Genomic DNA, 13,841 nt, shown 5'->3' with positions numbered 1-13,841 from the left:
CAGAATCTTCAGATTTGCTTACCATTTTTAAATTGTGTTACATTTTGGGAATTATCAACCTAGTTTGCCGAAAAGTTTGCAAAAATGTTAAAACAAATCAGAATATACACAGATGGTTCTTGTCTTGGAAACCCTGGGCCTGGCGGATATGCTGCCATTTTAAGATATAAGCACAATGAAAAAATATTAGCAGAAGGATATTTTAATACAACTAATAATCGAATGGAGTTATTAGCTGCAATTGTCGCTTTAGAAAAATTAAAAGAGCCTTGTCAAATTGATCTCTATTCTGATAGCCAATATTTGAAAAATGGCATTTCAAAATGGATTTATACCTGGAAAAAAAATGGATGGAAAACCGCAAATAACAAATCTGTCAAAAATGTTGATTTATGGATGCGGCTTGATAAAGCGGTACAAACACATAAAATCGATTGGATTTGGGTTAAAGGCCATGCAGGGCATCCTGAAAATGAACAATGTGATATCATAGCCAAATCTAAAGCTGAGTCCCCTACTTTAGTGGATACTTTTTTTGAAGAATCAAATTCAGCGTAATAAGTTTTAAACCCTATTATTTCACATGAGACCAACCCATTATAGTTATCAAATGTCACTTAATAGCATGGATTTCATTTATGTATAAATTACACATAATCCCCGTTTTAAAAGACAATTATGTCTGGTTATTAGAAAATAATGCTAAACAAGTTATTATCATTGATCCAGGGGCAGCCGAACCTGTTTATAACTATCTACATCTACATAATTTAACACCCCTTGCAATTTTGCTTACTCATCACCATATAGATCACATTGGCGGTGTGGTAAAACTACAAAATGATTTTAATTCTATTGAGGTATATGGGCCCAAAGAGATTCCTTTACCTATTCAATATGTAGAAAATAGGGATAAATTAATTATTGCCGATTTTAAATTTGAGATAATTCCTGTACCAGGTCATACATTGGGTCATTTGGCTTACTATTGTCAGCCTTATCTTTTTTGTGGCGACACGCTGTTATCGGCTGGTTGTGGACGTGTATTTGAAGGTACTTATCAGCAAATGCTAAATTCACTTAACAAATTAGCCCAATTACCTGATGATACCCTAGTCTGTGCTGGTCATGAATATACCAAATCTAATCTTGATTTTGCACTCAATATGTTACCAAATGATACTAAAATTAGTGCCTATTATGATTTAATTTCCGATAAATCAATTACTTTACCATCTACTTTAAGAAATGAAAAACAAATTAATGTTTTTCTACGATGTAAAGAAAAAAACATACAAAATAAATTAAATTTTAACAATGAGTTAGATTTATTTGTTTTTTTTAGAAGCCAAAAGGATATTTTTTAGGTATAATATACGGTTTTAATAAATGTTTAATGTTTTAAGGTAATGAAAAAGTTATTTATATTCACAGCATTATGTTCGTTTTTGGTTGCATGCCAAAACCATCAATCTCAATATAATAGTAGTGTCTATCCAACACATAACTCAGAATCAATCGTTACCAGTGGACTTTTAAAAAGTAGTGGAATTAATAATAAATTAATTACTCAAAATCCTTGGCATTATATGATAAGCCAACTGAATGTGAAAGTCCCTGAAAATAATCGTATTAAAGAAGAAAGAGCGCTTTTATTACGCAACCCTAAAGCTTTTGAAACTACAGCGCTTCGTTCTGAGCCTTATGTATATTACATAATGGATCAACTACGTCAAAATAATTTACCGGTAGAATTAGCTTTAATTCCACTGATTGAAAGTGCCTACGATCCGTTAGCAACATCGGCTGGTAAAGCTGCCGGTTTATGGCAGATTGTACCCATAACGGCCAGAGAATATGGTCTCAATAAAAGTCACTCATTTGATCCAAGACGTGATCTAATTGCATCAACGAATTCAGCGATAACGCTGTTAAAAGATCTGAACGGTCGTTTTAAAGGAGATTGGTTATTAACTCTTGCTGCTTATAATGCTGGCGAAGGTCGCATTAGAAAAGCAATTGCACAAAATAAAGCAAATGGTTTACCAACAAATTATTGGGCGCTGGATTTACCAACTGAAACCCGACACTATGTACCAAAGATTTTAGCCATTATTGATATTGTAAAAAATAGTGAACGTTACGGTATTAAATTACCCGATTGTAACTATGAAAACTCATTAGTTAGAATTGATATGTCTAAAAATATTTCATTAGCTAAAATTGCTCAATATACTGGGATACCAATTAACGACTTAAAAAGTTTTAATGCAGGCTATTTACAACAAACTGTAAGTGGACCATTCCATTTACTGGTTCCGTATTCTTATGCGGAAGATTTACATAAAAAGCTACAAGCACAAAATCTTGTTTCAGCCGAAATCACAGAACTTTTACAAGATGTGCCTCATAACACTATGCCTTTGGAAGTCAAAACAGTAGCAATCAAGTCCGAAGTGTCAAGTGGAATAAATAATAAGAATAAAACGCTTCATACTAAATCCAATAAACAGATCACTTATCAAGTTAAAGCAGGTGATGATTTAGTAACTATAGCTAAAAATTATCGTGTTAAAATTACAGATATTTTAACTTGGAATAATTTGACCGATCAGGATATCAAAGAAGGTGATGTATTAACCATTAATCTTGCAAATCCAATTTAAATTTGACCAATAAAGGATTATGATCAGATGCCGAAGTACTAATTATTTTTGCTGTATCTAATTGTAATCCTCGATAAAATACAAAATCTAATGGTCTTCCCATAAATGTTTTTCGAATATCAATTGAAAAATTCACCGGTTTGAGGTCAATTGTACTTACTAAATGATATAAAAGATTTAACCTCTGTTGACTCCAAGCATTGAAATCACCCGCTAAGATCACCGGTCCATTATGCTCCTTGATTCGATTTAATAGCATATGCATTTGTTGCCGATAACTTTTCACACCAATACTAAAATTAACGGCATGAATGTTCGCAACCAGCAATTGTTGTGTTGAGTTATAAATAGGATATATCGTGATTAAAGCGGATTTTGGAACGCGAATAAGGGGTTCTTTTTCTCTAAATGAATAGATAGAGATAGGTAATGTATCTGTAATTGTCATCACACCAGCATAAATATTATTGAAGCAGTAAGCGGGCACATGGTCTGCTATCTTATTTTGTCGGGTAATAAAGTTCAATAATTGTGGTGTGGTTTGCGCTTCTTGTAATAATATCAATTTAGTTTCATCTGCATAATGTTCTAAAATTTGAATACAGTCGGCTCTTTTTTGTTTAAAAATATTCCAAACCATAATTGTAAAAGTAGTTTTATCAATTAATGGTTTATTTACTATCAATTGACTATTGGGCAAAATAATTTCTACTTCATTATTTGCCCGATATCGTAAGGTATAATCTCGATGTTTAAACATATTAACTATTTATTTTGTTGAGCTAAATATTTATCAAACGATACTTTATCATTTTCTTCTAATTTTTTCTGTTTTTCGAGTGAAATATACCGCTGTTGAACAAAATCATTATCGGTTAACACGGCTAAAGGTTCTGACAATAACTGTTTTTTATATTGACTTGCTAAAGCTAAACCAAATTTAGCTGTTCCCAAATCACTTATCGCCTGTAATGTTCTTGCTGATAAAGTTAATTCTGGATAATCAAACATAACATCAAGTCGCTCACAAACCTTACGGTAGTGCTGTTTTTCATCATGATGATCTAAAACATCAGCAACACGTAGTAAATCCTTAAATAATTGATGACCTACTTTGGCCATTGGTTCATGATAACTTCCACACCCCATTGTTATTTCAATCCCCGGTTTCCGACCTTCTAAAATAACTCGATTCCAGTTTAATTTTGCGCACTCTAGCTCTTGACTGCTCATTTCAGGTGCCGGTGCTAATGCACACCAAATTAAAAATAAATCGATAAATCGGATCTGTTCTTCTGTAATACCGATTGGTGAAAATGGATTAACATCTAAAGCTCTTACTTCGATATACTCAATTCCACCACGTAGCAATGCATCTGAAGGTGATTCCCCTGCCCTAGGAACACGTTTAGGACGAATCGGCGCATAAAACTCATTTTCAATTTGTAAGACTTTATCATTTAATTGACGATACTGACCATCAACTTTAATGCCTAAGCGACTAAATTCGGGAGATTGTGTTTTAGTTGCGCGTTTTAATCCCTCGACATAAGTATTCAAATGATTAAAAGTGATACCCAATTGCTTTTGAGCATTATTGGTATAACCAATATCGCTAAGCCTTAAAGATGTAGCATAAGGTAAATAACAGTTGCCGTTAGTTTGTTCAATGAATGCTTTCGCTTTTTCGGGATCTTGGATAAATGAAGAGCACATTGATGGTGATGCACCAAAAAGATACGGGATTACCCAACCAAAGCGATAATAGTTACGAATTAAAGTGAAATAGCCTTCTGAAATAACATCTTTACCCTCTTCAGTATTTTTTACCCCGTCTCTTGCTTGCCAAAATGCTGTCGGTAAAGAAAAATTATAATGGACACCTGAAATAGTTTGCATCATTGCACCATAACGGTTTTTTAATCCCTCACGATACAGTGTTTTTAAACGCCCTTCGTTTGAAGAACCATATTGCGCTAAAATAATATCGTCTTCTTTCGCAACAAAACACGGCATACTGAGTGGCCACATCATTTCATCACCAATATTAATACTGGCATAACGATGTAAATCTCGCAAAAACGTGAGCATATAATCAATGTTCGTATTGACCGGTGTTATAAATTCAAGCATCGACTCAGCAAAATCAGTTGTGATCCAAGGGTGAGTTAAGGCTGAACCAATTTTATTGGGAAAAGGCGTTTTAGATAAAGAACCATCGGGTAAAATTCGTAAGGTCTCTCGTTCCAGTCCACGTTGAATACCTTGTAAGATAGTATAATGTTTTTCTAACCAATTAAGTGCTTTAGAAACATCAGGTATCATAATCTTTATTTATCCTAAATTGAGTTTTATATATTCAATATTATCATAATTTACAAGCTTCTATTGGTAATTTTGGCTTTTCACTCATGCTTTATCAGATTAGAACTGATTTCAAAGATGAAAACACTCAATAATACTATTTATTATTGATAGTTAGGTCATGAATCGACATTTGATAATCTTGTCTATTTCATGGATAGGAATGGGTAATCATCCGCATTCCTTTTAATGTAAAACAATTAGATATCATCAATTTCACAAAGTTTTAACTCTGTTATTGTGCTTTTTGATTGGCAATATAGCTTTCATCAACTTGAATTATACTATTAGTTTGATGATCGATTTGATAGGTTTTACCAAATCCAATAACCAGTCTGCCTTGCATTGGTGAAATTTTAAATAAGTTAAAGTCTTTCATTTCTGACAACATATAAACCATTTTACTGACTCGTAAAGCAAATTGCTCAATAATAGCATTAAACAATTCGGAATCTTTTTCAATCATGTTAGCAGTGGCTTGAAAGCTTAAACGTTTACGAGCATAAATGTTCTTCGTTTTAGATTCATCTTCAATAATAAAAGCTGAGATATGGGCATTAGCTTTGATATTCTGACTATGTGGGGCTAAATCAGAAATAAGTATATAGTAATCCTTACCATCAAAAAAATAAGGTGAATAACTTGTTTCGACATCGCCATTTGAATTAATGGTCGACAATATGACCGATAAAACGGACTCATGAAGGCTATTTATTGTATTTTGAACTATCTCAATGTTGGACTCAGCCATAAAAATTTCCTTTAACTTTTTAATTTATTTATATTAATTAGTTCGATAGATTAAAGTTTAATCGTTATTTGATCAATCAGTTAATCAATTGAATATAGAGTCATAACTTTAATCATTGTTATTGGGTACACTGTGTAGCCCTATTGTTTTATAGGCATTACTCAATTAGCATTATGTTGTTAACTATTTGTAATAGGCGATTAATCATACCCTATCCGTCTTTTCTTTCCAATAAAACTAATACTTCCATATGCGCTGTATGAGGAAACATATCAAATAATTGAACTTTCTTAAGTTGGTAATCCGATAATAAGCGTATATCTTCAACTAATGATGATAAATTGCAGCTAGAATATAAAATATAATGAGGTTTAACTTGAGCTAAGAATTGCATTAATGTTTCACCTCCCCCTCTTCTGGGTGGATTGAGTAATACTAAGTCAGGTATATTCTGTTGTCCGATGCTATACCGGGTTGCATCTAATGATTTAAAGGTAAGATGAGTAAAACCCATTTCATGTGCTGAGCGTGAAGCACACTCTATTGCATCTTGGCTAATTTCTATTCCCGTCAATTCTATATTCTCGTTATCTGAAGAATTGACTAAATGTAAACCAAATCCGCCTACCCCACAAAACAGATCCCAAATGGAGCTTATTTTTAAATTATTTACCCAATCACTTGCTGTTTGATAAAGATTCTTAGCAATATTGGTATTGGTTTGAAAAAAGCTTTTAGCTTTAATATAAAGGGGAATGTGATTCAATGTAAAATTCAAATAACTATTTTGGGTAAGAACAATTTCTTCTTCACCTTCTAAAATAGCTGAATGATTAGGTTGAATATTTATTGAAACAACCTGTAAATTTTCAATTTTGTTTTGAAGCTGTTGAAGTGAATTTCTGATTTTCTCAACAAACTTGTGTGATCTCATCACAAATCGAATCATAAAACCATTTGTTTCTTCGGCGGTACTTTCTGTAATGATGACAAATTTCAATTCCCCTTTTCGCTTATTAATATTATAAGGAACTAAACCTTGTTTACGGATGTACGTTCGTACTATTTTAAGAATATTTTGCATACTGGTGGTATAAAGCGGACAATCGCAAAGATCAATAGCTTCATTACCATTTACCATACCCAATATCGGTTTTTCAACAGTGCCAAGTACGGCCATTTTTGCCTTATTACGAAAAGCTACTTCTGAGCTAGCAACGGGCAGCTTAACCTCTTTAGGGTTAAACTCCGTTATTTTTTCTGATAAATTACTCTGTTTTTCTTGAAGTTGGGTGGCGTAAGAATAATTGATCCAGTTACATGATAAACATTTTTTTTGCTGATAATAGCGACACTGCATTATAGTCATAACCTCGTTTTATAATAAGTTATTATATAATTAAATTGTTTCAAAGATTAGTTATTTTAAGCCAAACCACAAAAGACAGCCTGATATTGACTTTTTGAAAATAAAAATTAATTATTTATCAAAAAGATATTTAATTATTTTATTACCAAGGTTTGACGTCATAGCGCTATATGATAGGATATAGCCATTAACATTACAGGAACAATTTAATGTCTATTAAGTTAAAAACGCCAACAGAAATCGAAAAAATGCGTATCGCTGGCAAACTTGCTGCCGATGTATTAGAAATGATCGAACCCTATGTCAAGCCCGGTATAACGACAGGTGAACTGGATAAAATTTGCTATGAATATATTGTCAATGTTCAAAAAGCTATCCCTGCAAATATCGGCTATAGCGGTTATCAACATACAAGCTGTATTTCAATCAATGACGTTGTTTGTCATGGTATCCCAAGTTTTGATAAAAAAATAAAAGATGGTGACATACTTAACATTGATGTCACTGTTATCAAAGACGGTTATCACGGTGACACATCAAGAATGTATATTGCAGGAAAACCAACCGTTGCTGGCGAAAAGTTGTGTGAAGTGGCACAAAATAGCTTGTATGAAGCGATAAAAATTATTCAGCCAGGTATTCGATTAAGAGAAATCGGTAAAACAATTCAAAAATATGTAGAAAAATTTGGTTTTTCATCTGTTAGGGAGTATTGTGGCCATGGAATCGGTGAAGTTTATCATGATGAACCGCAAGTGCTACATTATGATGCTGATGACGGTGGAGTTATTTTAAAACCGGGTATGACATTCACTATAGAACCTATGGTAAACACAGGTGATTGGCGTACTCGAACAATGAAAGATGGTTGGACCGTAAAAACCAAAGATCATGGACTTTCTGCTCAATATGAACACACTATTTTAGTGACAGATAATGGTGTTGAAGTATTAACGCTACGCAGTAATGAAAACTTCCCTCGAGTAATCGAACACTAAAACTGATGATTCAACAATAAATTTATTGTTGAATCATGATTATCTTCTCTAATTCATCTTAATAAAGTAATGTATAAAGTTTACGACGATAAGAAGCCGCTAACGGATTACTTGTGCCTAAGGCTGCTAAAAGGTCAAGTAAGGTTTTCTTAACTTGTCCATCACCTGCATTAAGATCTTGATTAAGAGGCTTAAATAGTAATTCAAGTGCTTCTTCTTGCCGTCCTACTTGCATTAATTGCGATGATAATTGGATCATCAACTCTACATCATCCGGGTGTTTTTCTAATTCAGCTTGTAATAATTGCAATTCGGGAGAATTTGCAGCTTGTTCCAATAACTCAATTTCAGCTTGTAAACCATGATAGGTAGTATCCTGATCTTGCAATGGAACAGAAGCTAAAACATCTTTTGCTTCCGCTAGCTGCTTTAATGCTATCTGTGCTTTGGCTAACATGAATGCAATATCGGATCTTGGTTTACCTAAATGATCCTTTAAATTCTTCCATGCTTGTCTTAATAATGGCAAAGCTTCTTCGTATTTTTCTTCATTAAATAGATTTTGTGCTTCAATTAACTTAAGTTCATCTTCATTAGGCAACACTTTAGTAAGTAATTCACGAATTTTTTCTTCTGGTTGAGGCCCTTGAAAACCATCGAGAGGTTGGCCATTTTGGAATAAATAAACGGTCGGAATGGCACGTAACCCAAATTGAGCAGCCAACATCTGTTGCTCATCACAATTGACACTCGCTAAAATAAATTGACCATGATATTCATCAGCTAATTTAGTCAATGTTTGTGTCATTTCTTCATAATTTGGGCTTCTTGGTGACCAAAAGTAAAATAACACAAGCTGTTTAGTTGATTTTTCTAAAATTTCTTGAATATTTTGTTCATTAACATCAAAAATAAAAGGGTTTTGCATATTATGTCCTATGAATATTGAGATTCATTATTTATTGAGTAAAATTCTATCCATTAATCTATCCGGAAGCAAACGTTTGCCAATCGCCGCTAACTGGGTTACTTTTGTTACCCTGTAACGTATTTTAGGTTTGCGATGTTCAAGGGCATGATATAAACATGGCAAAACGGCCTCGGGCGGTAAGGTAAATCGTTTAGCTATTGGTGGATTTTCAATCCGATGTGTTTTTTCTGTTTGATTGACATTTTTTGAAAAAGCTGTTGTTAATGGACCAGGTTCAATCAAACACACTTTAATATTTGTATTGGCTAATTCAAGTCTTAATACATCCGACCAGGCTTCTAAAGCATACTTACTGGCTGAATAAGCACCTCGTCCCGGTGTTGCAATAATACCAACGATTGAACTGGTTTGTATGATTCGTCCTTCATTATGTTCAATCATGGCGGGTAAGAGCAGTTGAGTTAATTGATGAACACCAAAAAAATTAGTTGCAAATTGAGATTCTAACTGCTCACGACTGATTGTATTTAATCGACCATATACACCAAATCCAGCATTATTAAATAAACCATATAATTTGTTATTGGACAATGCTAACACTTCCTTAGCAGCTTGGGTGACTGAATTAGGATTATTGAGATCAAGAATCACTGCTTCAAATCCTTGCTCAATAAGTTTTTTTTGATCCTCGTCTTTACGGCAAGAAGTAATAACACGATATCCTCGTTGTTTGAGTGCAACAGCCGAAATCAGCCCTATTCCACTTGAACAGCCCGTTATAAATATTGTGCGCAATTCTCTTCTCCCAGATAGTTGTATGTTGTCAAGTTAGCCTATAGCAATTATGATATCACATCTTAATTTAAGTTACTTAACGTTAGTCATGAGGATCGTATGAGAATCGCTATCATTGCCGCAATGGAAGAAGAAGTTGCGATATTAAAAAGTAAAATTACCCATTATAGAGTGGAACGCCATCTAAATTGCGATTTTCATCTTGGAAAAATAGCCAATTGTGAAATTGTACTTCTTCAATCAGGCATTGGAAAAGTCGCAGCAGCATCAGGAACCACCCTATTATTAAATAATTATCAAGTTGATGCGGTTATCAATACTGGCTCAGCAGGTGGACTTTCAACGGCATTAAACATTGGCGATATAGTGGTATCGAAAAATGTATTTTATCATGATGTGGATTTGACTGCGTTTGGTTATCAACCAGGTCAAATGTCAGGATGCCCGATTGCATTTGAGGCAAGTGAAACTTACCAAACATTAGCCAAAGAGTGTATTAAAAAACAAGGGGTCAACGCTATTGAAGGATCGATCGGTAGTGGTGATGTATTTATCAATGGAAAAACCAATCTGGAACGAATTAAGCAAACATTTCCCAATGCTATCGCCGTTGAGATGGAAGCGGCTGCTATTGGTCATGTTTGTTGGTTATATCAGATACCTTTTGTGGTCGTTAGAGCAATTTCGGATAATGGTGATAGTGAATCAGCCGTTGATTTCCAATCTTTCTTAAAATTGGCTGCAACACAATCTTCATTGATTGTCGAATCAATGCTAACTGAACTTGCTTAATTGTTGTCAAATTTAGACATTGATAATTGAAAAACATGTCATATTAAATGAGCAGATCATATCTGCTCATTAGCAACATTTATTGACAATAGGGTTCAAATAAAGGTTTTCGCCAGCCTGATAAAATTTCTGGATCCTGCCCTACTTTATCAATCTTCCACTTCACGTATTGGTTTATTAATCGTCTGGATAGTAACAAATCTGCATTAAGCCCTGTTTGTGAGGCAATCTTGACAGCTGCATTTTTTAGTTGATCTGTAATCACCTTATAATCAGGATAACTATTAATACGACGTATTGCTGGAATGTCTGGAATAGGTTCCGATAAAATATTCAGAATCTGTTGGCCATATAACCGAATCTCTTTTCCATGCAATCCTAATTTATCGAGTTCTGACAAGGATGAGGGTGAATAACGAGCTATTTTCCACAACACCTCTTCTTTGACCACAAAGTTTACAGCAATATCTTGCTGCTTAGCTAATTGATAGCGCCAACTCGCTAATTTATATAACTGCCCTAAACTCTTACCTTTCAATTGCCAGCTATTTTTAATACTCAGGTAAGCATCATCTGGATTGATCACCTCACATTTGCGACCAATAACCATTTGACACTCTTGATAAGCGGCAACTAAATAATGGTTGCTGATTAATTGTGATTTAAGTTTTTGCATTAACGGAAACAGGTATATCACATCATTAATCGCATATTGACACTGTTTGTCTGTCAATGGCCGTTTCAACCAATCTGTACGGGTTTCACTTTTATCAAGATCAATATTGAGATATTTTTTAACTAAACTGGCATAGCCACTACTTAATGGATTATCTAAAAAAGATGCAAGGACTTGACTATCAATGATTGGCGTTGGGACACAATCAAAATGATGCATAAATACTTCAATATCTTCACTGCAAGAATGAAAATATTTTTCAATGGCGTCATTTCGAAAAATGTCGATTAAACATTGCCAATCGGTGATTGCAATAGGATCGATCAAGGCAGCAAATTCACCATTAAATACCTGAAGTAAGCCTAAATGAGGATAAAAAGTTCGAGTTCGAACAAATTCAGTATCCAATGCAATAGCTGCACTATTTTTGATTTTTGAACAATAATCAGCGAGTTGTTCATTATTTATAATAAATTGATAAGTCAATATTAATTACCTATTCTAAAGAATGATTTGATTGTTCTTTGTTATTATCAAACGTCACATCAATGACAACAATTTCTGAACGTGTCATTAAGCGTAAAGGTATACTTCCAAAGCCATAACCGCTACTTACAATACTGGTAAACTGTTTTTCTATATCATGATATATCCCATCAGCATTTTTATAAATAACAGATAACAAAAGATTGATTGGAAAAAGTTGCCCACCATGCGTGTGTCCTGAAATCATTAAATCAACCCCGGCGTTAGCTGTTTCATCAAGATTTTTGGGTTGGTGATCTAATAAAATGATGGGTGTAGACGTATCAGCAAACATCATTAAATCAGCAAGTTCCGCTCGTTTTAAATCATACTTACTCGATGAAAAATCTTCTCGACCAATTAACGTGATATTCAAATCACTAAGGTACACAATATCATCTCGTAAAACGCGCATATTAGCAGCTTTAAACGCATCAACAATATCCTCACCATGAGGATGTTCTTTATTAATGGCTAGATATTCATGATTACCAAAAATAATATAGGTACCATATTTCGATTTCAATTGTGAAAATTGTTTATTAAAGTCAGTTTCTGTAAATGATTTTAATTGTTTATCTAGCGTATCACCAGTGATAACGATAAGATCGGCATTAAGTTTGTTAACTTCGTCCACCATTTGCTTGATAAATTTACGCTGGGTTAACCCATTAAGATGAATATCACTTAATTGAACAATACGTAAATGATCAACATTAGCCTGTTTATTAATCGTAACTTGATAATTTACTATTTTAGAATTAGTCGCCATTTGATGACCAAATATAAACAGTACAATTACGCAACCGACATAAACATAACTCACCCAAAAATCGGGTTTAAATCTTTTTCTACTTATTAAGTGAATAAAGTCAAAAAGCAATGTCGCATAAACAAAACAGATAGTTAAACTGAATAATATGCCAAAAAAGGCCGGAAAATCATTCAATACTTTTGACAGGATAAATGTGGTAGCTATGGTTGCTAATGCTAACCAATAAGCCAATTTCAAATAACCATTTAAATGAAAATCTAGCCAAAATAACCACCGTTTACCTAAGTAAATAATGACTAAAATACTCATCAAACTTATAAAAAGAATAACAAAATTCATAATGCTTCAAACAAATTAACTTAAAAAAGTGGTATCATAACAGAATTATTTTTTATTCGTTATCTATAACTTCAACTTTTATGAATTCAAAAATAGATCAATTATTTTCAACCCCTATCGATAAATTAGGTGACTGGACTTTTGATGAAAAAGTTGCTGAGGTGTTTCCAGATATGGTTCAACGCTCGGTGCCGGGTTATTCGAATATTATTTCTATGATTGGTATGTTGGCTGAACGATTTGTCCAACCGAACTCAATGATTTATGACTTAGGTTGTTCATTAGGTGCAGCAACGCTCTCTATTCGTCGTAATATTAAACATGAAAATTGCCATATTGTGGCTATTGATAATTCGTTACCGATGGTTGAACGTTGTAAACGCCATATCGACGCCTTTAAGGCCAATACGCCCGTTGATGTAATCTGTGACGACATCTGTAATATCCAGATGCAAAATGCATCCATGGTTGTTCTCAATTTTACATTACAATTTTTAACACCCGAATCCCGACAACAAGTCTTGAATAAGATTTATCAAGCATTAAACCCCAATGGTATATTGGTATTATCTGAAAAATTTAGTTTTACTGATTCAACTATTGATGACTTACTGTTCAATATGCATCATGATTTTAAACGTGCGAATGGTTACAGTGAGTTAGAAATTAGTCAAAAGCGTAATATGTTAGAAAATGTCATGCTGACTGATACTATCGAAATCCATAATGAACGCCTAACCAAAGCAGGTTTTACACATATTAACACTTGGTTCCAATGTTTCAATTTTGGTTCTATCATTGCTATAAAATAGCCGTTATTTAGGATAGTTAACAATCCATATATCAGTCAAAAATCAAAT

14 protein-coding genes are annotated in these 13,841 nt (G+C 33.6%); 6 read left to right on the top strand and 8 right to left on the bottom strand.

Annotation, left to right across the window (positions count from 1 at the left end; genetic code table 11):
* The first annotated feature begins 84 nt into the window (after positions 1-84).
* The 3 genes from rnhA to ACGH47_RS05720 all read left to right on the top strand — a co-directional run bounded on the left by rnhA (position 85) and on the right by ACGH47_RS05720 (position 2,666).
* On the top strand, positions 85-558 hold the full coding sequence (gene rnhA / locus ACGH47_RS05730; RefSeq protein ID WP_267350932.1) for a ribonuclease HI: 474 nt from the start codon (positions 85-87) through the stop codon (positions 556-558).
* A gap of 80 nt (positions 559-638) precedes the next feature.
* The gene (gene gloB, locus ACGH47_RS05725; protein WP_267378695.1) at positions 639-1,367 is read left to right on the top strand and encodes a hydroxyacylglutathione hydrolase; all 729 of its coding nucleotides are present in this window, start codon (positions 639-641) and stop codon (positions 1,365-1,367) included.
* Positions 1,368-1,409: 42 nt separating this feature from the next.
* Positions 1,410-2,666 (top strand): transglycosylase SLT domain-containing protein, encoded by a 1,257-nt coding sequence (locus ACGH47_RS05720; protein ID WP_267350928.1) that lies wholly within the window; start codon positions 1,410-1,412, stop codon positions 2,664-2,666.
* Here the strand turns inward: ACGH47_RS05720 and ACGH47_RS05715 are convergent.
* The 4 genes from ACGH47_RS05715 to rlmC all read right to left on the bottom strand — a co-directional run bounded on the left by ACGH47_RS05715 (position 2,644) and on the right by rlmC (position 7,141).
* Positions 2,644-3,426, bottom strand: a complete 783-nt coding sequence (locus ACGH47_RS05715; protein WP_411622943.1) for an endonuclease/exonuclease/phosphatase family protein — start codon at positions 3,424-3,426, stop codon at positions 2,644-2,646. The genes ACGH47_RS05720 and ACGH47_RS05715 overlap by 23 nt on opposite strands.
* A 5-nt stretch (positions 3,427-3,431) precedes the next feature.
* Positions 3,432-4,991: a glutamate--cysteine ligase gene (gene gshA / locus ACGH47_RS05710; RefSeq protein ID WP_411622942.1), complete on the bottom strand. Its 1,560-nt coding sequence runs from the start codon at positions 4,989-4,991 to the stop codon at positions 3,432-3,434.
* A 274-nt stretch (positions 4,992-5,265) separates the two neighbouring features.
* A complete protein-coding gene (locus ACGH47_RS05705; RefSeq protein WP_411622941.1) occupies positions 5,266-5,781 on the bottom strand; it encodes a HugZ family protein in 516 nt (171 codons plus the stop codon).
* A gap of 211 nt (positions 5,782-5,992) precedes the next feature.
* Positions 5,993-7,141 carry a 23S rRNA (uracil(747)-C(5))-methyltransferase RlmC gene (gene rlmC / locus ACGH47_RS05700; RefSeq protein ID WP_411623036.1) on the bottom strand — a complete coding sequence of 383 codons (1,149 nt, stop codon included), beginning with the start codon at positions 7,139-7,141 and terminating at the stop codon, positions 5,993-5,995.
* A 218-nt stretch (positions 7,142-7,359) separates the two neighbouring features.
* Between rlmC and map the strand changes: the two genes are divergently transcribed.
* On the top strand, positions 7,360-8,148 hold the full coding sequence (map, locus tag ACGH47_RS05695) for a type I methionyl aminopeptidase (protein ID WP_267350918.1): 789 nt from the start codon (positions 7,360-7,362) through the stop codon (positions 8,146-8,148).
* 58 nt (positions 8,149-8,206) lie between these two features.
* On the opposite strand, the gene ACGH47_RS05690 is transcribed toward map, so the two are convergent.
* Together ACGH47_RS05690 and ACGH47_RS05685 are read right to left on the bottom strand one after the other, a co-directional pair.
* Entirely contained in the window at positions 8,207-9,076 is an 870-nt protein-coding gene (locus ACGH47_RS05690) for a co-chaperone YbbN (protein ID WP_411622940.1), read from the bottom strand.
* Between the two features lie 27 nt (positions 9,077-9,103).
* The gene (locus ACGH47_RS05685) at positions 9,104-9,874 is read right to left on the bottom strand and encodes an SDR family oxidoreductase (protein ID WP_411622939.1); all 771 of its coding nucleotides are present in this window, start codon (positions 9,872-9,874) and stop codon (positions 9,104-9,106) included.
* Positions 9,875-9,973: 99 nt separating this feature from the next.
* On the opposite strand from ACGH47_RS05685, the gene ACGH47_RS05680 reads away from it, so the two are divergent.
* Positions 9,974-10,666, top strand: coding sequence for a 5'-methylthioadenosine/adenosylhomocysteine nucleosidase (locus ACGH47_RS05680; protein ID WP_411622938.1), 693 nt, complete (start codon positions 9,974-9,976; stop codon positions 10,664-10,666).
* Positions 10,667-10,745: 79 nt separating this feature from the next.
* Here the strand turns inward: ACGH47_RS05680 and rnd are convergent, their stop codons facing one another.
* Complete coding sequence (rnd, locus tag ACGH47_RS05675; protein WP_411622937.1) at positions 10,746-11,828, bottom strand: ribonuclease D; 1,083 nt, start codon at positions 11,826-11,828, stop codon at positions 10,746-10,748.
* 10 nt (positions 11,829-11,838) lie between these two features.
* A complete protein-coding gene (locus tag ACGH47_RS05670; protein ID WP_411589806.1) occupies positions 11,839-12,981 on the bottom strand; it encodes a metallophosphoesterase in 1,143 nt (380 codons plus the stop codon).
* Positions 12,982-13,061: 80 nt separating this feature from the next.
* On the opposite strand from ACGH47_RS05670, the gene cmoA reads away from it, so the two are divergent.
* A complete protein-coding gene (gene cmoA, locus ACGH47_RS05665; protein WP_267378672.1) occupies positions 13,062-13,793 on the top strand; it encodes a carboxy-S-adenosyl-L-methionine synthase CmoA in 732 nt (243 codons plus the stop codon).
* The last annotated feature ends 48 nt before the right edge of the window (positions 13,794-13,841 follow it).

The sequence above is a fragment of the Gilliamella sp. CG16 genome (assembly GCF_046635785.1).
In the GTDB taxonomy this organism is placed as follows: Bacteria; Pseudomonadota; Gammaproteobacteria; order Enterobacterales; family Orbaceae; genus Gilliamella; species Gilliamella apicola_I.
The sequence above is the reverse complement of the archived record's forward strand: the minus strand, read 5'-3'. Positions and strand labels throughout refer to the sequence as shown.

Excerpts from the sequence above, each read along its gene's own strand:
- rnhA (WP_267350932.1), top strand. The coding sequence starts at position 85 with ATGTTAAAACAAATCAGAATATACACAGATGGTTCTTGTCTTGGAAAC.
- gloB (WP_267378695.1), top strand. The coding sequence starts at position 639 with ATGTATAAATTACACATAATCCCCGTTTTAAAAGACAATTATGTCTGG.
- ACGH47_RS05720 (WP_267350928.1), top strand. The coding sequence starts at position 1,410 with ATGAAAAAGTTATTTATATTCACAGCATTATGTTCGTTTTTGGTTGCA.
- ACGH47_RS05715 (WP_411622943.1), bottom strand. The coding sequence starts at position 3,426 with ATGTTTAAACATCGAGATTATACCTTACGATATCGGGCAAATAATGAA.
- gshA (WP_411622942.1), bottom strand. The coding sequence starts at position 4,991 with ATGATACCTGATGTTTCTAAAGCACTTAATTGGTTAGAAAAACATTAT.
- ACGH47_RS05705 (WP_411622941.1), bottom strand. The coding sequence starts at position 5,781 with ATGGCTGAGTCCAACATTGAGATAGTTCAAAATACAATAAATAGCCTT.
- rlmC (WP_411623036.1), bottom strand. The coding sequence starts at position 7,141 with ATGCAGTGTCGCTATTATCAGCAAAAAAAATGTTTATCATGTAACTGG.
- map (WP_267350918.1), top strand. The coding sequence starts at position 7,360 with ATGTCTATTAAGTTAAAAACGCCAACAGAAATCGAAAAAATGCGTATC.
- ACGH47_RS05690 (WP_411622940.1), bottom strand. The coding sequence starts at position 9,076 with ATGCAAAACCCTTTTATTTTTGATGTTAATGAACAAAATATTCAAGAA.
- ACGH47_RS05680 (WP_411622938.1), top strand. The coding sequence starts at position 9,974 with ATGAGAATCGCTATCATTGCCGCAATGGAAGAAGAAGTTGCGATATTA.
- ACGH47_RS05670 (WP_411589806.1), bottom strand. The coding sequence starts at position 12,981 with ATGAATTTTGTTATTCTTTTTATAAGTTTGATGAGTATTTTAGTCATT.
- cmoA (WP_267378672.1), top strand. The coding sequence starts at position 13,062 with ATGAATTCAAAAATAGATCAATTATTTTCAACCCCTATCGATAAATTA.